This window comes from Sorangium sp. So ce1153, assembly GCF_051521595.1.
Lineage (GTDB): Bacteria > Myxococcota_A > Polyangia > Polyangiales > Polyangiaceae > Sorangium.
The window spans coordinates 3,295,729-3,315,652 of sequence record NZ_CP150361.1; the positions used below are offsets into that span (position 1 = coordinate 3,295,729).

At 69.3% G+C, this 19,924-nt stretch carries 13 protein-coding genes; 9 read left to right on the forward strand and 4 right to left on the reverse strand.

The window, feature by feature from the left end:
- The first annotated feature begins 516 nt into the window (after positions 1-516).
- From WME85_RS11760 to WME85_RS11790, 7 genes are all read left to right on the forward strand, one after another.
- A complete protein-coding gene (locus WME85_RS11760; protein ID WP_437837705.1) occupies positions 517-1,929 on the forward strand; it encodes a DUF5050 domain-containing protein in 1,413 nt (470 codons plus the stop codon).
- A gap of 93 nt (positions 1,930-2,022) precedes the next feature.
- Entirely contained in the window at positions 2,023-2,736 is a 714-nt protein-coding gene (locus WME85_RS11765) for a hypothetical protein (RefSeq protein WP_437837707.1), read from the forward strand.
- On the forward strand, positions 2,733-3,800 hold the full coding sequence (locus WME85_RS11770; RefSeq protein WP_437837709.1) for a hypothetical protein: 1,068 nt from the start codon (positions 2,733-2,735) through the stop codon (positions 3,798-3,800). The genes WME85_RS11765 and WME85_RS11770 overlap by 4 nt, the downstream gene beginning before the upstream one ends.
- A gap of 151 nt (positions 3,801-3,951) precedes the next feature.
- Positions 3,952-4,932 (forward strand): hypothetical protein, encoded by a 981-nt coding sequence (locus WME85_RS11775; protein ID WP_437837710.1) that lies wholly within the window; start codon positions 3,952-3,954, stop codon positions 4,930-4,932.
- A gap of 103 nt (positions 4,933-5,035) precedes the next feature.
- Positions 5,036-5,539, forward strand: coding sequence for a hypothetical protein (locus WME85_RS11780; protein WP_437837712.1), 504 nt, complete (start codon positions 5,036-5,038; stop codon positions 5,537-5,539).
- A gap of 71 nt (positions 5,540-5,610) precedes the next feature.
- A complete protein-coding gene (locus tag WME85_RS11785; protein ID WP_437758124.1) occupies positions 5,611-5,940 on the forward strand; it encodes an ArsR/SmtB family transcription factor in 330 nt (109 codons plus the stop codon).
- Positions 5,941-5,997: 57 nt separating this feature from the next.
- On the forward strand, positions 5,998-8,412 hold the full coding sequence (locus WME85_RS11790) for an ATP-binding cassette domain-containing protein (protein WP_437837714.1): 2,415 nt from the start codon (positions 5,998-6,000) through the stop codon (positions 8,410-8,412).
- A gap of 259 nt (positions 8,413-8,671) precedes the next feature.
- Here WME85_RS11790 and WME85_RS11795 read toward each other — a convergent pair whose 3' ends face one another.
- Genes WME85_RS11795 through WME85_RS11805 form a run of 3 tightly spaced genes read right to left on the reverse strand, consistent with a single transcriptional unit; the run spans position 8,672 to position 16,514 of the window.
- Positions 8,672-9,352, reverse strand: coding sequence for an SMI1/KNR4 family protein (locus WME85_RS11795; protein ID WP_437837716.1), 681 nt, complete (start codon positions 9,350-9,352; stop codon positions 8,672-8,674).
- Positions 9,353-9,395: 43 nt separating this feature from the next.
- The gene (locus WME85_RS11800) at positions 9,396-9,776 is read right to left on the reverse strand and encodes an Imm1 family immunity protein (protein WP_437837718.1); all 381 of its coding nucleotides are present in this window, start codon (positions 9,774-9,776) and stop codon (positions 9,396-9,398) included.
- A 9-nt stretch (positions 9,777-9,785) separates the two neighbouring features.
- A complete protein-coding gene (locus WME85_RS11805) occupies positions 9,786-16,514 on the reverse strand; it encodes an RHS repeat-associated core domain-containing protein (protein ID WP_437837720.1) in 6,729 nt (2,242 codons plus the stop codon).
- Between the two features lie 557 nt (positions 16,515-17,071).
- Here WME85_RS11805 and WME85_RS11810 point away from each other — a divergent pair.
- Entirely contained in the window at positions 17,072-17,923 is an 852-nt protein-coding gene (locus WME85_RS11810) for a hypothetical protein (RefSeq protein ID WP_437837722.1), read from the forward strand.
- A 586-nt stretch (positions 17,924-18,509) separates the two neighbouring features.
- On the forward strand, positions 18,510-19,250 hold the full coding sequence (locus WME85_RS11815) for an integrase (protein ID WP_437837724.1): 741 nt from the start codon (positions 18,510-18,512) through the stop codon (positions 19,248-19,250).
- A 51-nt stretch (positions 19,251-19,301) separates the two neighbouring features.
- Here the strand turns inward: WME85_RS11815 and WME85_RS11820 are convergent, their stop codons facing one another.
- Complete coding sequence (locus tag WME85_RS11820; protein ID WP_437837725.1) at positions 19,302-19,766, reverse strand: hypothetical protein; 465 nt, start codon at positions 19,764-19,766, stop codon at positions 19,302-19,304.
- Between the last annotated feature and the right edge of the window lie 158 nt (positions 19,767-19,924).

Genomic DNA, 19,924 nt, shown 5'->3' on the forward strand with positions numbered 1-19,924 from the left:
GCGCGGCTCATCGCGCTGATTCGTGAGCCGCCGCCGACTCGTCAGTCGCCGCCGATTCATGAGCCGCCGGCGAGCGATGGTGCAACTGCATGCCCGGGACAACCTCCGCGGGTGGAACGTGCGCTCTCGCGCGCTCAGGCTCGGCTCCGCCGTCAGCCTGTCTGGCGCTTCCCTGTCACATGACCAGGGCGAAAGCGCCGCGTCCGCGCGCGGGGATCTCGGCGTTGTCCGTCGCCGGCAGTGGTCGTGTGGGGGTCGCTCACCACGTCGCCGCCCACACCGTAGTTGAGTGTTTTCCGATTCGAGATCACGAGCGTTGCTCATCGAGACAGGAGTTGATAAAGAGATCGTTTGGCTCGAAGACGGGCGCTCGCGACAGCGACGAACACCTCGCGCAGAGCACTCCCTGTCGGAAGTTCGCGTCGCCCGGTCTCGACTGCGGAGCTCCGGCCGTGCCTCTGCGCGCAACCCTCTCGAACAACGGGCGGCGACGACCGCCCGCGGAGAAGCAAGACGATGAAACGAGCCTCATTGATGGTGTTGGCGTGCGCGGCGGTCGCGCTGGGCAGCGCGTCGTGCGGGGGGAAGGACACGGGCGGCGACGACGCCGCGTCCACGTCGGGGACCGGCCCGCAGCCGCAGCCAGAGCCCGGCTCGCAGTTCTCCGTCGACGCTCAGGGCGGGGTCTTCACCGCGGAGGACGGCTTCAAGATCGAAGTGCCGCCTGGCGCGGTGAGCGAGGCCACCGTGATCACCGTCGAGCGCGTCGACGAGCCCCGCGACGGCGCGGTGGGACCCACGTATGTCCTCGGTCCGGAGGGCCGGACGTTCGACAAGCCGATCACGCTCACGTTGCCGATCACCGTCGAGCTGGAAGCGGCGCTCGGGCAAGACACCGTCCTCGATGCCCGCGGCTTCATCGCGCAGGAGGGCTCGGACGAATTCGCGCCGCTGGAGCGCCAGGACGTCTCCGGCGACAACGTCATCACGGAGACCAACCGTCTCTCCAGCGTCTACGCCGGCATGACCCCGCCCACGGTGATGGCGGACCAGCACAGCTACCCGATGGCCCTGGCCGCCGACGATACGTACCTCTACTTCGCGAGCGGCGGCACCGAGGAGAGCGCGCCCGAGGACAAGAACGACGGCTACATCTACCGCGTCAAGCCAGGCACCAGCGCGCCGGAGGCGATGACCCCCGCGGACCCGGACCCCACGGCGCTGTGGGTCAATGACTCCCACGTGTACTGGGCGAGCGGCGGCGACAATGATCCGGTGATCCCCTCGGCGATCCGGCGCGTCGACAAGGCGAGCCTGGAGGTGGAGACGCTGGTCGAGATCGGCTATCTGCTGAGCCTCACCGGCGACGCGTCGGCCCTCTACTTCGGTGACGGCGACGGGCACAACCTCTACAAGATGGCGCTCGACGGCGGCGAGCCCGTCGTGCTCGCGGCCGACGCCGGCGTGCCGGAGCACCTGGCGCAGGACGCGGAGAACATCTACTGGACCGGCGGCTCGTCGACCAGCAAGGTCTACAAGGTGGCGAAGTCGGGCGGGGAGGTGACCGTCCTCGCCGAGAACGAGGCCGAGCCGGCCGGGATCGCGGTGGACGCGGAGTTCGTCTACTGGGCCAACACCGGCGACGGCGGCGTGTTCAAGGCGCCGATCGCCGGAGGGGAGAAGACCCTTGTCCATCAGGGGGGCTCGATGGCGGGGCTGGCCCTCCGGGGCTCGACGCTGTTCTCGACGGACCAGAGCCAGAACCGCAGCGTCCAGGCGCACGACCTGGCGAGCGGCAAGACCGTCGTGATCGCGCTTGGCCAGCACTTCGCCTGGCGCGTCATCGCCCCGGAAGGTCAAGACGTGTTCTGGTCCAGCGGCGGCGATTACCGCTACGAGGGCCAGGTCGTGTCGTACCACGCTCCTTGAGCGACCTCGTCCGGCGGCGACAGCGGGCAGCGCGGCGCAGCGAGCCGGCCGCGTTGACCGCGTCCGACGTCCTCGCGTATCTGTTCAGGTCCGATGGAGATCACCCTCCCGAGGTCCAGGCTGCGGGTCGCGATGTTCGCCGTGATGGCGACCGTCGCGAGCGCCGGGCTCGCCGTCGAGGTGCTGAAGCCGATCCTTCGACTCAGTAGCCGCAGCGGCGTCGTCCCGCTGCTCTCGCTCAGCTACGAGCAGAATGTGCCCACGTGGTACACATCGTCCCTGCTGCTCGCGTGCTCGCTCCTCCTGGCGGTGATCGCCACCGGCGCCGGCCGCGCAGGCGCTTTCGCGAGGCACTGGTGGGGGCTCGCCGCGGCCTTCCTCTACATCTCGCTCGACGAGGTCGTCGAGCTCCACGAGGCGGCGAGCTCCTGGATCGAGCTGGGCGGCGCCCTGTACTTCAGCTGGGTGATCCCGGCCGCCGTCGTGGTGGCGGTGTTCGCGCTCGCGTACCTGAGGTTCCTCTCGCACCTCCCACGCGACACCAGGAATCGATTTATCCTCTCGGGCTGTATCTATGTCGCCGGCGCCCTCGTCCTGGAGCTGCCGCTCGGGTACTGGACCGAGCAGGCCGGGAGCGACAACCTCGTCTATGCGCTCATCGACTTCGTGGAGGAGTCGCTGGAGATGCTCGGCGTGAATCTCTTCCTGCTCTCCCTCGTCGACTATCTCTGTGCGCAGGGGTGGACGATCGGCTTCTCGCAGGCAGCCCCGGCGCCGCGGCCCGCGGCGGTCGAGCGCCCTGCATGAGCGCGCCGGCCGAGCCCGCGCCCCCTGCGCCCCTCGCCGCGGCGGACAGGGCGGCTTACATCGTGAGCCGCGGGTACGACTGGGCCTTCTTCCTGCTCCCGCCGCTCCTCGCTTTCGCCGCCGGCGCCCTGATCGCCGGGACGCCGTTCGCCGAGGCGAAGTTCAGGCTGCGCGGGGAGAAGGTCACGTGGGCGACGCTCTGCATCGGCACGCTCATCCACGGCCACCTCGGCGCGGTGCTCCTCCGGAGCCACGGCAACGCGGACATCTTCCGGCAGCACCGGCTCCGCTTCCTCGTGGCGCCGGTCGCCGTGTTCGCCGCGATGATGCTGTCGATGTGGGCCGTCGCCGTCGTGTCGGTCCTCGTCGTGTTCTGGGACGTCTACCACTCGGCGCTCCAGACGTTCGGCCTCGGCCGCATCTACGACGCGCGCCAGGGGAACGCGCCCGCGCTCGGCCGCCGGCTGGATCTCTGGCTCAACCTGCTCCTCTACGTCGGCCCGATCCTCGGCGGCGCGACGATGCTCCTGCACTTCGAGAGCTTCGACGCCTTCGAGGACGTGGACGCCGCCTTCTTCACCGCGGTCCCGGCGCTGATGGCGTCCGGCCATCGTTACATCACCTGGGCCGTCGTCGCTGGAGGCACGTTGTTCCTCCTCTACTACGCGCTCGCCTACCGCGCGATGCACCGGCGGGGATACCGGGTGTCGTTCCCCAAGGTGTGGCTGTTCGCGAGCACGGGGCTCTGCTCCATCTATACGTGGGGGTTCAACCCCTGGGGACAGGCGTTCTTCATCATGAACCTGTTCCACGCCGTGCAGTACCTCGCGCTCGTCTGGTGGTCCGAGGGCGGCCGGCTCCGCCGGCGGCTGCGCCTCGACGCCTTCCGCTCGGGGAAGCTGCTCGCCGCGGCCGCCTTTCTCGGGGGCGTCCTCGCCTACGGGGTCTGGGCCGAGCTCGCGCCGGCCGACGACCGCGCGCTGTGGTCGATCACGCAGACCGTGGCGCTGATGCACTTCTGGTACGACGGCTTCATCTGGTCCGTGACCCGCAAGCAGGTGTGAGGCGCACAGGAGGTGCGGTGTGAACACATCGGGACAGATCCACGGGCGCCGCGGCCGCTCTGATAGGATGCGCGCGGCCGGCCCGCCCGGGCCCCGTGGGTCGGCTCCGTGGCTCGAACGCTCGCGAACAGGCTTTGCCAGAGAGGGATGTATGCGAATCCAGGGTTGTGTTCGTTCCGTGCTCGTCGCGCTCGCGGTCGCCTCGACGGCGCTCGTCTCGCCTGCCTGCAGCAAGTCGCCGCAGATCACGGCGGAGAGCATCGAGGACAACTGGGCGCTGACCGAGCAGCACGAGCCCGGCTCGGTCGTCATGACCGTGGCCCAGGACGGGCAGGTGACGGTGCTCGTCAAGGATCGCGACGGGAAGCCCATCGAGGAGGGCGTGTCGGGCAACGTCAAGGTCAAGGTGCCGGGCAAGGAGGGCGCCCCCGTGACGGCGGAGCTCGTGCCGGAGCCGAAGTCGGGGGGGGTCCTGCTCGCCAAGATCCCGCCGCTCGAGGACGACCTGACGGAGGTGAACTACGAGTTCAACGTCAAGGGCGCGCCGTTCAAGGGGGTGCTGCACGTGCCGCGCGGCGGCACCCGGGAGCTCCATGAGAAGGCCAAGGAGAACGACGCGCACAAGCTCGACGGGATGAAGGGGCCGAACGGCGGCGTGCTCCAGCCCGTGGGCGACGACATCGTGGAGATCGTCGCCGACAAGGACTCGGGCGACCTGCGCGTGTACGTGCTGGATCTCAACCTCAAGCCGGTGCCGATCGGCGATCGCGAGATCAAGCTGGCCGTCCAGACGGCGTCGGGCCCCGACGTCATCGTGCTCGCGCCCGGGCCCGACCGGCTCTACTTCGCGGGCAAGCTCAACGTGAAGGTCAACCCGACCAAGATCACGGTGGTGGTCAAGGAGGGCGGGCACACGGACGTGGTCCTCTGCGGTTACCACCCGGGCTCGGTCATCGTGGTCGGCCCGAGCGCGCCGGTGATCACCATCCTGGTGGCCACCGGGTGGGCCGTGAAGGTCGACGTGAAGCCGACCGTGATCGTGCACGACGACGATGACGACGACGGCCGGGTCATCATCGTCCACAAGCACAAGCACAGGCACAAGCACAAGGGCAAGGGGCACTGGCACTGAAGGTGACGAGGGGCGTGCGCGCCACGGCCTGACGTGGCGTCCCGGCGCGGTAAGGTAGCGGCGCTGCGCGCCAGCGCCTCACCCGACGGAAGGCCCTCACCTCATGACCGAAGCGCCCGAGCTCCCCGATCTCTCGCCTGACGACTGCCACCCGAGGGCCGCCGCCGCCCTGACCGACCCGTTCTTCTGGTCGCTCACCGACGAGACCGCCCCTTTCGGCAACGAGACCGCCCACGAGACCCTGACCGCGTTCCGCGACTTCCGCGACGAGCACCCGAAGGGCAGCCCCCTCGAGCTCCTCGACGCGCTCCTCGCCCGCTGGGAGGTGGAGAACGCCCACTGGAACGCCGTGGAGGCGGCCGAGGTCCAGGCGCTCGGCGAGGAGGACGAGTACAGCCTGCTCACCCGCGACGAGGCGATCCTCGGCCTCGCCTTCGGCCAGATCGTCACCGAGGGCAGGCTCGATCCCGAGGTCCGCCGCCGCGCGCTCCTGGCGCTGGCCCGGCAGGCGCTCCCCGCCCTCCTCAGCGCCTTCGAGGGCCGCGCCCTCGAGCGCGCGCTGCGGATCGACAGGATGAGGGCCGTCCTCTCCGAGCGGTGGTCGTAGGCGCTGCGCGGCTCGACCCCCGCCCAGGCGGCGTGCTTGACAATCAATAAGCAAACGCTTATGCATCGTGGATGCGGAGCGCGGCCGTGGTCGAAGACAAGATCTTCCAGGCGCTGGCGGACCCCAGCCGCCGGGCGATCTTCGAGTCGCTGACGCGCGGCGAAGCGGCGGTGAAGGATCTCACGGCGCGCTTCGACATCTCGCAGCCGGCGGTCTCGCAGCACCTCGCCACGTTGAAGGACGCCGGTCTGGTGAACGGCCGGCGCGAGGGGCGCTGTGTCTACTACCGGGTCGAGCCGCGCGGGATGAAGCCGCTCATCGACTGGATCGCGCACTACCGCGCCTTCTGGACGGAGCACGTCGATCGCCTTGAACAGCTGCTTGACAAGATGGACCCATGACTCCCTTCGTGCGCCTCGGCTACCCGCTGCACTTCACAAACCTTCGGTGTCGATGACATGACCAAGAACAACGGCTCCTCCAGTCAGCACCCCGCAGACAGCCACGACCTGATCCGCGTCCAGGGCGCGCGGGAGAACAACCTGAAGGACGTCAGCGTCGAGATCCCCAAGCGACGGCTGACCGTGTTCACCGGCGTCTCGGGATCGGGCAAATCGTCGCTGGTGTTCGGCACCATCGCGGCGGAGTCGCAGCGGCTCATCAACGAGACCTACAGCGCGTTCGTGCAGGGGTTCATGCCGACGCTGACTCGACCCGAGGTGGACGTCCTGCAAGGGCTGACCACCGCGATCATCGTCGACCAGGAGCGGCTGGTCGGTAATCCCCGCTCGACGGTCGGTACGGTGACCGACGCGAATGCGATGCTCCGCGTGCTGTGGAGCCGCCTCGGCAAGCCGCACATCGGCGGGCCAGGGGCCTTCGCCTTCAACGTCCCCTCGGTCCGCGCGGCCGGATCGATCACGGTCGAGAAGGGAGGGAAGAAGGCCGAGAAGGTCGTCTTCACCCGCGTCGGTGGCATGTGCCCGCGATGCGAGGGCCTGGGGTCGGTCAGCGACATCGACCTCACGCAGCTGTACGACGAGAGCAAGTCGATCAACGAGGGTGCGATCACGATCCCCGGCTACAGCATGGATGGCTGGTACGGCCGCATCTTCAACGGCTGCGGCTTCTTCGACGCGGACAAGCCGATCCGTAAGTTCACCAAGAAGGAGCTCCACGACCTGCTCCACAAGGAGCCGACCAAGATCAAGGTCGACGGCATCAACCTGACCTACGAGGGTCTGATCCCGAAGCTCCAGAAGTCGGTGCTGTCCAAGGACCTCGACTCGCTGCAGCCGCACATCCGGGCGTTCGTGGAGCGCGTGGCCACCTTCACCACCTGTCCCGAGTGCGGCGGCACCCGGCTCAGCGAAGCCGCCCGGTCCTCCAAGATCAAGGGGATCAACATCGCCGACGCCTGCGCGATGCAGATCAACGAGCTGGCCAAGTGGGTGCGCGATCTCAACCATCCGCCCGTCGCCCCGCTGCTCACCGCGCTGCGGCACACGCTCGACTCGTTCGTGGAGATCGGCCTCGGCTACCTCAGCCTCGGCCGCCCGACCGGCACGCTGTCGGGCGGCGAGGCGCAGCGGACCAAGATGATCGGCCACCTCGGGTCGTCGCTCACCGACGTGACCTACGTCTTCGACGAGCCGACGGTCGGGCTGCACCCCCACGACATCCAGCGGATGAACGAGCTGCTGCTGCGGCTGCGCGACAAGGGCAACACCGTCCTCGTGGTCGAGCACAAGCCGGAGATGATCGCGATCGCCGACCACGTCGTCGACCTCGGCCCGGGCGCCGGCACCGCCGGCGGCGAGGTGGTCTTCCAGGGCACCGTCGACGGGCTGCGGGCGAGCGGCACGCTCACCGGGCGTCACCTGAGCGACAGGGCCTCGCTGAAGCGGTCGGTGCGGAAGCCGTCGGGGGTGATGAAGGTGCGGGGCGCCCGCGCGCACAACCTGAAGAACGTCGACGTCGACATCCCGCTCGGCGTGCTGGTGGTGGTGACCGGCGTGGCGGGGTCGGGCAAGAGCTCGCTGATCCACGGCTCGGTGTCTGGCCGGGACGGGGTGGTGTCGGTCGACCAGACGCCGATCCGCGGCTCGCGGCGGAGCAACCCGGCGACGTACACCGATCTGCTGGAGCCGATCCGCAAGGCGTTCGCGAAGGCCAACGGCGTGAAGCCCGCCCTGTTCAGCGCCAACTCCGAGGGTGCCTGTCCGACCTGCAACGGCGCCGGGGTGATCTACACCGACCTCGCGATGATGGCGGGCGTCACGACGGTCTGCGAGGACTGCGAGGGCCGGCGTTTCCAGGCGTCGGTGCTGAACTACCGGCTCGGCGGGCTCAACATCGCCGAGGTGTTCGACCTGTCGGTCGCCGACGCGGTCGGCTTCTTCGGCGCCGGCGAGGCGCGCACGCCGGCCGCGCACGCGATCCTGCAGCGCATGGCCGACGTGGGGATAGGCTACCTGCGGCTCGGGCAGCCGCTCACCACGCTGTCGGGCGGCGAGCGGCAGCGGCTCAAGCTCGCGACGCACATGGGCGCCGACGGCGGCGTCTACGTGCTCGACGAGCCCACCACCGGGCTGCACCTGGCCGACCTCGAGCAGCTGCTCGGGCTGCTGGACCGCCTGGTCGACGCCGGCAAGTCGGTCATCGTGATCGAGCACCACCAGGCGGTGATGGCGCACGCCGACTGGATCATCGATCTCGGGCCGGGCGCGGGCCACGACGGCGGCCGGATCGTGTTCGAAGGCACCCCGGCCGACCTGGTGGCGGCGAGGTCGACGCTGACCGGCGAGCACCTGGCGGCGTTCGTCGGGAAGCACGACCGTCCCCGTCATTCCGAGGCGTTGCGCGCCCGGTAAGCGCGCTGCTGGCAAGGCCGCGAGCAGCGCGCCCGCTCCGCTCGGTGACGATGCCGTTGCCGAACGTCTCCTCGCGGAAGCGGCCCGCGTCGTCCACGTAGGTCAGGCGCCAGTAGGCCGCGCGGGTGGCGCTGTCGCGCACGGCGCAGGTGGTCGTGCCCCGATACGGATGGTCGTGCCGCTGGACGCCGCCCGGTGATGGCGTTGGTTTCTGCGGAGCGCCGGTAACCTGTGCTGCGGAGGGAACACGGTGCACAAGTCATCCGCTCGGCTTGTACGGAGCTCCGACTGGCGAAGCCGGAGTTCGCACAGTCATCAATTGGTTGGTGAACGGATTGACAATCACGCGTTCCTCCAAAACGAACATCTTCCCAAAGAGGCTCACACCAGAAACCCAGTCGTCAAACCACGAGTAAATGTTCTGCCGCGTGTCGGTCAAGCCGCTCTCGTCGAAGGTGAGAACGTGGTCAGTCTTCGCGTCGACACAAGACCAGATGGAATCGCCCCAATCACACAGAGGCACTACTCCAGCAGGGAGCGGCGTTTCGGCATCCAGCCACAGCACGTCGCGAAGAGCGAGAAGCGATCGACCGTGTGCGTCGAGTCCATGGACGACGCCGACGAGCCCATCTCCAGGTCCGAACCCTCCATCGCCGATCTCCTGCAACAAGCGTCGGTGGAAAGACTGTAGGGGAAAGCCCATCCGACCCTCTGCCGCTTGGATCGCCTCGGCCGTGGCTGGCACTGGAATTTCACAGTGTCTTTCACTCGGGCGATCTGTTCTCGTAGCCGGATTGTGTGCCCGCGCTCTGACTGCGGAAATTAGTCGATCTTCATACATCCTAAAAGCCCGTTGAGCGGCTCGAGCGACTCGCCGCTCCGGTCGAAGCCCGCAGGGCTGCCCTCGCGAAGAGCACGGCATCGACGAGCTACTGAGCATCGGCTCTCCCCGGGCAACCGTATCGTCGTGCTCGCCTGTTATCTCATGACCATTCCTGCTCCCAGTTGATCTGCTCTGGAATCTCACCACATTCGAAGAATGCACGGGCAGCGCTTCGTGCTGCGCTGATCGGGACCGCTTTTGCTCCCATCATCTCGCTAACATCGCCGCCGAACTCGAATGCTAAGTAGTCCTCGCGATTTCGATCCCCGACGCTTGTGAACGATTTGCCGTGTTGATCGAAAAACGTAAGCACGGTTTCCTCCCGGCCCAGTCCTAATGCGAGAACGCTGCCATTAAGATGTGTTGCTTGTACGATCATTCCATAGTCTTTGGCTTGCTCTGCGAGCTGATCGAGAATCGCGTCAAGCTCTCGAACGCTCTTTACTTGCACATGCTGATTTTTCCCCCATGTTAGCAGCATTTTTCTCCTTCAGGGATACGTCGGCGGGTCCGGAAGCCCGACAAATACTCGATCGTATCCACTAGGTGCGAGCACACGAAGTTGAGCGCCCTCCGGCAACATATGCGGAAGCATTGATGCACACCCGTTGGCAGCACCGCACGGCGCTTGGTTGAGCGTCAACGTGGCACGCTCCAACCCCTCTAGGCGCATGATCTGAGCTGCATGGGCCTCCACATGAAGATCAACTAAGTTGTTACGGCCTGGGAACGGAAGAGGTGGCGGACCTCCCTTCCGTCCGCTCCACAGCTCGACGTATGCCCGTCCGGTGTTCAGCCATCCACGAGTTGGTTGACCCGCGGTCCATACGGGAAGGGTTCCGCCTGCGCCTCTGGCGGCTCCGGCCACGGCTGTGGCCTCCTCCGCCGCCGCGAGCCCCCGTCCCGCGCCGAAGACGGTGGCCGCCGCCAAGAATAGCGTCTTGGTCCCCGCCGCGCCCGCCGCCCGGTAATCCTCCCCGCCGATCGCGAGCGCCGTATCCGCGGTTCCCCGCCCGATGTGGTAGAGCGGGTTGATGGCGTTCACCGCGCCGAGGAGCCCGTCCTCCTCGTAGCCGGTCCAGATCGCGTCGGCGAGCTCGTACCCGCTGTAGGTTCCGAGCGACAGCGCGTTCATCACGAGCATCCGCCCGATGCCCGCTCCGACGTCGAGCGTCCCCTCTGCGACGCCCAGCAGCGTCTGCCCCACGACCGCGCCCGCACTGGCCGCGCCCGCGTGCTCCGGCGCGGTGGCCGTCGGCTGCGGCGTGTAGCCCGACGAGGAGCCCGTGGTGCCCACGTCGACAGGCGCCGTCGTCGCGCCGACCTCCACGGACTCGCGATTGGCCCTCACGGGCCGAACGCCTCTGATCGTCGCCGAACACCCGTCCTCACAAGGGTCGAGGATTCCATCATCCCCGATGAGCCCTGGAACCGATGACGCCTCGGTCGCTCGTGGCTCTTCCTGGAACCCGCTCGGGTCGACGTAGCTGAGCGGGCTGTTGCGCACGTAGCTGTACGGGTTGCAGCTCTGGCCAGACATCGGTGCTTGTACGAGCGGATCGGTCGTCAAGAACCGTCCGACCCGCGGATCGTACATGCGCCCTTTCATGTTGACGAGGCCGAGCTCGTCATCGCCCTCGTGCCCGGTGAACCCCCGTGTCGTCGTGCTGTCGAACGACGCCGGCGCCGGCCGTCCCCACACGGGGTTTCTGCGCTGGCCGAACGGATCATAGCTCCGTCGCTCGACCACGGCGCCGTCCTCATCGGTGAGCGCGTCGACCGAGCCGAGGTGGTCGACGTGCACGTACCGCGTGCCCGGCTCGTCTCCGCCGCGGGTCACGGTTGCCACCACCCGCTCCGGCGAGTGGACGTGGTAGCGGTGCTCGACCCTACCTGTCGCCGCGTCGGTGGCGCGCTCGTACAGGTCGCCGAAGTAGAGCGTTTCCTTCTCTGGCGTCGTCTTCCGGATCCGCTGCTGGTCGCCGTCGTAGTCGAGCGTGACCGTGCTCGCGCCCTCTGTGATCCTCTCGGGCAGATCGAACGGCGTGTAGCGCACGGTCACGCCGCCCGGGCGCGCGATCTGGTTGCCGACAGCGTCGTAGTCGAAGCTGCTCGTGGCCGTGCCCGCGCCCGTGACGGCGTGCGGGTGCAGCGGGTCATCGTAGCGCAGCTCGCCGACGTCCGACTTGAAGGTGAGGTCGCCGTTGGGCGCGTAGTCGTAGCCGAGGTCGCACGGCGCCGACGCGCTCTCCGTGGCGCTGAAGTACGCGCACGTCAGCCGCTCCAGCGCATCGTACCGGAAGCGCTCGTTCCGGTGCTGCGGCTGCCGCGCGTCGGTGCGCCGCGTCAGGTGCAGCCGGTCGTCGTAGCCGTAGTCCAGGTCCTGCACCGCGTCCGCGCCGCTCTGGCCGCGCTGGGTGAGGACGCTCTTGAGCCGCTGCTTGTCCGCGTGGTAGCTCCGCTCGGTGACGATGCCGTTGCCGAACGTCTCCTCGCGGAAGCGGCCCGCGTCGTCCACGTCGGTCAGGCGCCAGTAGGCCGCGCGGGTGGCGCTGTCGCGGACGGCGACCACGTGGCCGTGTGGGTCATGCTCGTGCGCCACGACGAACGGCGCCGCGCCGGCCGGCGCGGGGTACGCAATGGTCTCGAGCCGGCCGAGCTCATCATAATCGAGCCTGCTCGTCAGCGCCGCGCGCTCCCCGCCGATGCGGAGCGTCACCGTCTCGATCTTGCCCTCGTCGTTGTAGGTATACGTCTTCTCCCCGTCAGGGCTCTCGCTCTCCTCGAGCTTGCCGATCCCGTGCGCCGCCGTGTCCCAGGTCCAGGTGGTCGTCTTTCGCTCGGCGCCGTGCTCGTCGAGGCGCGAGGTCGTGCGCCCGAGCCCGTCGTACGCGAACGTCGTCACCCGCCCGAGCGCGTCGGTCGAGCGGACGACCTCCCCGAAGCCGTCGTTGGTGGAGACCGTCGTGCCCCGATCCGGATCCTCGCGGTTCCTGACCCGCCCGAACGCGTCATGCGCCGTGGTCGTGACCGCCCCACCCGGGTCGGTGACCGTGGTGAGCACCCCGAACGGCCCATAGCCATACCGCATGACACCGCTCGCCGCATCGGTGACGGCCACCGTTCTTCCCAGCGCGTCCTTCTCGACCACCGTCACATGATCCAGCTCGTCGGTGATCTCCACCCGCAACGCGTCGTACTCGGTCTCTACCACCGCCTTCCACGGCGTCGTGTGCCGCACCTCGCGCCCGACCGCGTCGTGCTCGTAGACGTCATAGAGCATGTCGCGCTCGGGCGTCCCCTCGCGCACCGGCACCGAACGCCGCGCGATGTGCTCGCCGCGCGCGTCGTACGCGATCTCCTGCATGAGCCGCGGCGGCGCCTCCCTGACCCCCTCCGCGGAGGGCCCGTGCCACCACCAGCGGATCGGCCTCCCGCGGCTGTCCATCTCGACTTCGTCGTCGTCGCCGCCGGCCGTCGTGGTCCGCTGGATCAGCCGCCACGCATCTCCCGCCGGTCCACCGTCCTTGGTGCGCGAGAGCGCGACCGTCGTCTGCGTGCCGTCCGGCCGCACCTCCAGCCCGACCCGGCCGAAGCCGTCGTGCTTCCACGCGGTCGCGAGCCCGTTCGGGTCCACCCGCTCGACGAGCACCCCGAAGTCCGGATCGTACGCAACGCGCGTGGTGTGGCCGGCGGGGTTCACGTGCTTCTCCGGGAACAGCCCCTCGGCGTCGTACTTCGTGCTCCACGATCGGTGGTGTCCGAACGCGTCGTCCGCGGTGACACCCGTGATGTTCCCGAACGCGTCTCGCGCGTACACGACATCGAGCTTCGTGTCCGCAATGCCCTCGTCGCTGTCGAACGCCTCCGTCTCGATCTCGCCGTGGTCCGTCGTCGTCCGCACGAGCGTGCGGCACTGCGCGCGCCCCGCCGCGGCGCTGCACTCCTCCTCGGTCTGGAGCTGGCCGAGCACCCATCGCTCGGTGTCGTTCTTGTACGTGCGCGTCAACTTGAGCGTCAGGTCGACGCCGCGGGAGGAGACCTCCTCGCCCCGCACGTTGCCGAACGCATCGAAGTCCGTCACCTTCGCGGTCGAGTCGCGCAAGACCGTCGCGCCGTGGTCGCCGCCGCCGCCGCCGCGCTCGACCTGCTCGACGTACTCCCTCACCGTGGTCGACTCGCCGCTCTCCGGCGGAACCACCCCTTGCGCCCGCCGCAGCCGGCGCTCGGTCGCGAGCGTGAAGTACGTCGCCCCCTCGCTCGCCGGCACCACCTCCCTCTCCACGTCAAGGAACGACATCTCGATCGCGTCCGGCCTGGGCTGCCCCGGCAGCCCCGGGGCCCAGTGCCATTCTTGATTCACCTGCCCCGCGAACGGAAAGACCTGGAGTTCCTCGTCGAACGTCACGTTGTCGTAGCGCTCGACCGCCGCCGCCCCGGTCTCCACCTCGACCACCGTACGCTCCCCGAACCCCAGAAACCCGCGCCCCAGCCGGTGGTAGCGCCCATCGCGGTAGCGCACCTCGAACCGCCGCGGCCGGTCCGCCCCGTTGTTCAGCGCATAGCCGCGGACGACCCGCCTCGGCCCCACCGCGCAGCGGCGCGGGTAATCGCACCCGTTCGCCGCGTCATCGCGCGCCACGTAGAGCAGGCCCCCCCGCTCCGGCTCTCCCGCCCCGAGATCGTTCGTGACCGACGCATCCGTGAGGTGCCCGTAAGCAATGCTCACGTTCGGCACGAACCCCGCCTCGCCGGGCTCCTGCGCGTTCATCCCGTCCGAGACCGCGACGAGGAGGTCCTGATCGGCCGCGCGGTTCTGAAACACCTTGAACTCACCGCCATCCACCAGCACCACGTCCTGCGCCCCGTCGCCGTTGAGGTCGCCTATCCGCGGCCCGTAGGGATCCGCCAGCGGCGGCGCGTAGCTGCTGGGCATCGCCTGCAGCGGCAGCTTCGGGTCGACCAGCGCGAAGGTCGGCCCGTCGTGAGCGCCCGTCGCCTCGAGGACGGCCCAGGCGGGCAGGTCGAGCGATGAGCCCGGCAGGATGCCTGGCAGCACCGGCATGAGCAGATCCTGCATTCCATCGCCGTTGTAGTCGAGGGGGGCCGCGCGCCCGAAGTACGTGTCCAGATCGAACAGGACCGGGCCGAGGCTGTCGACCTGCTCCGCGAAGGTCCCCCCCGTGTTCATCACCGTGCGCAGCCGGTGGTGGCCGAAGCCCGATTGCACCGCGTCCGGCAGGCCGTCGCCGTTGACGTCGAGGAACACCGTGCGACCCCCGCGGACCTGAGGGAGCTCGGTGTCGAAGATCGCCCAGCTCCCGTCGTGCCGGCGGGTGAGCGCGGCATAGGTCGGGTCGGGGACGACCGTGTTGTCGATGAACGTCACCACGGTGGCCACCACGAGGTCGACCTGGGTATCGGCGTCGACATCGAGGGTGTGGATCTCCATCTCGCAGGGAAGCCCGTTGAGCGGCTCGAGCGACTCGCCGCTCCGGTCGAAGCCCGCGGCCGTCCCGCCGCGCGCCGGCTTCCAGAGGTGCACGGTCCACGTCGCCTCGCTCGGATTCGGCGTCAGCGCGCGGGCGTGGTCGTCGCACTGGATCAGGTCGGGCGCGCCGTCGCCGTCCACGTCGGCCAGGTGCATCGCGCCCTCCGGGAGGGTGAGCCCCGGCGGCGTGGGGCGCAGCCCGAGTGGGAACGGCCGGCGAATGCCGGTGTCGTGCACCTCGAAGGTCCGGTCCGGCCGGGCCAGCAGCACGAGCCATGTGTCGCTGGCGTCATGGACATCGTGGAGCAAGACGTCCGTCTGCCCATTCTGGTCGTAGTCGATGGCCGTGCCGAGCTCCGGCCGGATCAGCGTCGGATCGGCGGGTCCATATGGATCGGCGACCACCGGCCAGTCCTCGAAGAGCGCCAGCGTCGCGGGCGCGAGCTCCGCCTCGGCGCCGCTCGCCCCGCGGCTCGGCGCGACGATCCAGCTCGTCACGGGGTTGCCGGGCGTGCTGAGGCCGGCGACCGTGTCCGGCACGACGAGGTCGTCGCGCCCGTCGCCGTCGAGGTCGAACAGCATCGGGCTCGCCTTCGTGGAGGTCGGCTCCGGGACGCCGGTCGCGATCTCCTTGAACCCCGCCTCACCGCGGCTGTACTGAAATCGCGTGGGCGGCTTGCAGACGCCGTCGCCCGCGCACTCCTCCACCTCGGTCAGCAGCGCCCGCCGCGTCGTCGGGCTCTTCTCGTAGGTGAACCCGTAGCGCCGCACGAGCGCGTCGCCCGCGCCGAGCATCTGGATTTCCTCCAGGCGCAGCGAGCTCTGGAGCGCCATGCCGCCCGCGTACTGGATGCGGACCTCCTCCGGCGCCTTCGTCGCGTACACGAACCGCACCGCCCGCGACGGCCCGAGCGCCGGCTCGCCTTCGAAGCTCGTGTACCGGATCTCGTCGATCGCGACCTCCGCCGCGAAGCCCTCCTCGGATTCCGCTACACAGTAATCGTAGGTCATCGCGTTCCGGCGGCCGTCGCGCGCCTTGGTCGCGAGCCACGCCCGCGGGGCGCCGCCGACCGCGAGCGGGCGGCTGCTCTCGCTCTTGCCGTACTCGATCACGAGCCCGGACGGCAGGTGCGCCTCGAAGAACAGCGCCTCCGCCGGCGCGTCTTCCTCCGAGCCGTAGTGCCCGACCACCTTGACCATCGTGTCGGGAAAGGTCCTGTATTCGATGGTCCCCGGCGCTCGCCCCACGGCGACGAGGCGCCTGTCGTCGAGGCACAGCGCGTCGTCGCCGTCGAACCTCACCGCGCGGATCTCGCCGTCATCCTGCGCGCGGTTCCTGGGGCAGGGGGCGATGCTGGACAGTCCGGCGAGGGAGACGCCCACGCCGAGGAAGCCCTCGCCGGCGCTGCCATCGAATCGCAGGGCGAGCCTGGGTTCTACGCCCGCGCGGCCTGGCGCGGTGCTCACGGGCATCACCACCGTCGCCTCTCCCGAGCTCGCGACCGAGAAGGTCGCCGCGGCGGCCCCCGCGGCGACGGTCTTCACCGCCGGCGCACGGCCGGGTTTCGCCGGCTCGCGCGGCGCGCGCGTGCGGCAAGCGACGAGGCCGCGAGGACGGCCCTGTGGGATCTCGGGCGCGCACGTACACCCCGCCTGCGCGAGCACGCAGCTCAAGAACATGAAGAGCGGGATGAGCGCCCGCACCACCCCTCGCGCAACCGGCTTCATCGCGGCCTCCCTCGCGCACAGCAGCGCACGGCGCGACCTTTCGCGTCAAGCGACGCCCGGATCGAGCGCCTTCATCGGCCAGCTGCCCGGTGTGCGCGCCATCCCGTGCCCGCGGCGTGAGCCACGCGTGCCGGCCCGCCTCCCGGACGCCGACGTTCGTGTGCTCGGTTCCTGGACGGCGCGCCGCAGTTCCTGGACGGCGCGCCGCAGTTCCTGGACGGCGCGCCGCAGTTCCTGGACGGCGCGCCGCAGTTCCTGGACGGCGCGCCGCAGTTCCTGGACGGCGCGCCGCGGTTCCTGGACGGCGCGCCGCGGTTCCTGGACGGCGCGCCGCGGTTCCTGGACGGCGCGCCGCAGTTCCTGGACGGCACTCCGCAGTTCCTGGACGGCACTCCGCAGTTCCTGGACGGCCTTGCGCCGTCGCCCGCCGCATTCTTGCTCTCCTCGTGGATCCCTGTCGAGCGTTCTTGCCGTCCTCGCCGGCGCTCGTTAACCAGGGTGGCTTGGGGAGAAGCTCACTCCCCATGAATTATCCCTCGGCACATCAGGAGATTCCGATGCCCAAAGCGAAGACCGATCTCGACCTGTGGATGGCTGAGGCGCTCGCCTCTCCGGGAGACGCGGCGCTATCCATCCCCGTGCCGCTGCACGTGCTGTTCGGTGAAGCGGTGGACGTCGCGAGGTTCCACAAGGCCTACTGGAAGCCGGAGGTGAAGGACGGCAAGGTGGTGCGCCGCGGCCTCGAGATGGCGGCGAACAAGAAGAAGGGGAGTCTGCTCACGGCGAAGACCGGCGAGGAGATCCTCTCGCTCCAGCGCGCCGCCGTGGAGGCGGGCACGCGTTACCTGCTCGTGGTCGACCCGAAGAAGGCGAGCCCCTTCGAGCGCGGGCAGGTCGTCCTCGACGAGATCACCGCGACGCTCGAATGGCTGTTCGACGACGGCGTCGAGGACGACAACGACGCGATGCTCGCGCGGCTCGGAAAGGCCCACGCGGACGACCCGGCCACCGCCGACGCGCTCGCGCTGGCCCTCGACGACTATGCCGCCCTCGCCGCGCCGCACCGCGAGGCGATGGACGGACTCGGCGGGTTCGACGCGGCCATGCTCGACGAGGCCAGGGCGCTCGCCGCCGCGCTCCGGGCGCACCCCACCGAGGCCGCCGGGCTGAGCGAGCGGGCGCGCGAGGCCCTCGGCCTGCGCAACAAGCTGATCGGGCTCCTCCTCGCTCGGGTGTCGGCGGTGCGCGCGGCGGCGCGGTTCGTGTTCCGCGACCGGCCGGACATCGTGCGCGAGGTGACGAGCGCCTATGGACGCCGGCGCCGCGCCGAGGCCGCGCGGCGGGCGAAGAAGAAGGCCGGCGCGCCGGAGGCCGACGCGCCGATCGTGGACGCGCCGCTGCCCCTGTGAGCTCGCCTGCGGCTCGAAGACTGGGAATCACCTCGACCGGCGCTCCTGCCTTACGGGGTATCCCGGCATCGAGCGCGCGGGTCAGGCGCCCTCCTCCGTTGCCCTCCGCCTCCCGCCGTCGCGCCGCTGTGCTCGCCCCTGATTCGGTGGTGGCCGGATTTGAACATGAAGGCGGGAAGGCGGGAAGAAAAGATCAATGATCTTCCTGCCTTCCCGCCTTCATGTGAATCACTCCGGGGCAAATTAGGCCACCACCCAGCCGCGCGACAGCACCCAGCGCCGCGTCCATGGCGGGCCGTCCTCCTGGATGGGGCGTGCGCTCGCACTGTCCCTTCCGGCGCTCGCCCGCGCCGTCGTCGCCGGACGGACGCACCCGCGCGCCAGGCAACGTCGACGAGGTCGCCCTGCGCCCCAGTACCTGGAGCGATCCCTCGCCTCGTCTCGGTGCGCGGCCGCCGGCGCGCTCGACGTCCGAGGGGGCTTGCCTCGCTGCCGCTCCCCGTGCAGCGTCGAGCGTGCCGTACAGCAGAGCCTGTGATTCCTACCGAGCCGAGGCCTCCGGTCTCCATCGACATCGACGCGCGTGATGGACCACACCCGAGCAACCCAGCAATCCGCCGAGCTGCACAGCCTGTTCGACGCGGTCGTGCCCGACCTGACCGAGAGCACGCGGCGGCACGTCAGCGCGGGGTGGCGGCGCTTCACGGCGTGGTGCGCGGCGCGTGGCTCGCTGGCGTTACCGGCGCGTCCCCGGGTCGTGCTGCTCCACCTGCTCGCGATGGAGCGTGCGCGCTCGGCGCCGGAAGCCATCGACGCGGCGCTCTGCGCCATCCGGAAGGCGCACGACCTCATGCACCTTGCCTCACCGACCGACAGCGCGCTCGTGCGGCGCTTCCGGGACGGCCGCGAGCGAGCGAGCCGCGGGGAAGGTAGTCTGCTGGACCCCGCACAGGTGCGGCGGATCCTCCACGCGATGGGGGACGCACGCCTCGCAGATCTCCGCGACCGCGCCCTGGTGCTGCTCGGCTACGTGGCGAGGCTCCAGCCGGCAGAGCTCGCCGCCGTGGATGTCGATGACGTCGTCCTCGCGGAGGCCGGTCTGGAGCTGCGCCTGCAGGGACAGCCGGTGCCGATCCCATTTGGACCGAGCGAGCGGACGTGCCCCGTCCGGGCGCTGACGGCCTGGACCAGCAGGGCGTGCCTCGTCACGGGGCCGCTGTTCGTGGCGATCGACGCGCAGGAGCGCCCTGGAGGATGGCTCTCGGGGGAGGGGATAGCCGCCATCGTCATGAACCGCGTGCGGAGGGCAAGGAATGACGCGAGATGAGGTAGCCGCGGACGGCAGGGCCTCGGGGCGTCGTGCTCGCAGGCACCCTCGTCAGTCGTCCCAGCACCCTATGAGGTGGAACGAGGCTGACTCGAGACGTAGCACAGCGCCGTCAAACGGCCGGAAGAGCTCGCACGGACCGGCCGACACGTCGGCCTCGTAAGGCTCCTTGCGCTGAACCTCGATGGCGATCGGGCACTCGCCCTGATAAGCGGTCCCGGCGATCTCCGCCGTCACGTGTGGATGTCCCGGCTCGTCCCCCATATCAAACGTCCCGAAATTCGCCGTATGGTGCTGTATCCACATGCCCAGGTATCCAGCTCCGAGCGTGCAGATCCCGGAAACGGGATCGTCCGTCCCGATCACCGGCCGCTTGCCGCCGTCACCGGTGTCGATGGTGAGCTCTTCTCCGTCCAGGACTACCGTGACGCTCCCTGCGACGCTCGGCGGGTCCGGGGAGCAACCAGGGCAGGCGAACGATGAAACGACCCCTAGGGCGAACACAGACCAGCGCATATACACCTCCCTTGAGATCGACCTACCGTGACGGACAACCGTAGGTCGCAGGAATGACAGGAGGCAATCCTCCTGGAGGGCAGCACAGGACGCGTTCGCGTCCTACGTCTTCCACGTAGAGCCATCGATTTTCGTACCCTTCCCAGCACACGCCATCT

Bases quoted from the DNA above. Each gene is read 5' to 3' on its own strand.
- WME85_RS11760 (WP_437837705.1), top strand. From the start codon at position 517: ATGAAACGAGCCTCATTGATGGTGTTGGCGTGCGCGGCGGTCGCGCTG.
- WME85_RS11780 (WP_437837712.1), top strand. From the start codon at position 5,036: ATGACCGAAGCGCCCGAGCTCCCCGATCTCTCGCCTGACGACTGCCAC.
- WME85_RS11765 (WP_437837707.1), top strand. From the start codon at position 2,023: ATGGAGATCACCCTCCCGAGGTCCAGGCTGCGGGTCGCGATGTTCGCC.
- WME85_RS11800 (WP_437837718.1), bottom strand. From the start codon at position 9,776: ATGCTGCTAACATGGGGGAAAAATCAGCATGTGCAAGTAAAGAGCGTT.
- WME85_RS11775 (WP_437837710.1), top strand. From the start codon at position 3,952: ATGCGAATCCAGGGTTGTGTTCGTTCCGTGCTCGTCGCGCTCGCGGTC.
- WME85_RS11795 (WP_437837716.1), bottom strand. From the start codon at position 9,352: ATGCTCAGTAGCTCGTCGATGCCGTGCTCTTCGCGAGGGCAGCCCTGC.
- WME85_RS11770 (WP_437837709.1), top strand. From the start codon at position 2,733: ATGAGCGCGCCGGCCGAGCCCGCGCCCCCTGCGCCCCTCGCCGCGGCG.
- WME85_RS11810 (WP_437837722.1), top strand. From the start codon at position 17,072: ATGCCCAAAGCGAAGACCGATCTCGACCTGTGGATGGCTGAGGCGCTC.
- WME85_RS11805 (WP_437837720.1), bottom strand. From the start codon at position 16,514: ATGAAGCCGGTTGCGCGAGGGGTGGTGCGGGCGCTCATCCCGCTCTTC.
- WME85_RS11790 (WP_437837714.1), top strand. From the start codon at position 5,998: ATGACCAAGAACAACGGCTCCTCCAGTCAGCACCCCGCAGACAGCCAC.
- WME85_RS11785 (WP_437758124.1), top strand. From the start codon at position 5,611: ATGCGGAGCGCGGCCGTGGTCGAAGACAAGATCTTCCAGGCGCTGGCG.
- WME85_RS11820 (WP_437837725.1), bottom strand. From the start codon at position 19,766: ATGCGCTGGTCTGTGTTCGCCCTAGGGGTCGTTTCATCGTTCGCCTGC.
- WME85_RS11815 (WP_437837724.1), top strand. From the start codon at position 18,510: ATGGACCACACCCGAGCAACCCAGCAATCCGCCGAGCTGCACAGCCTG.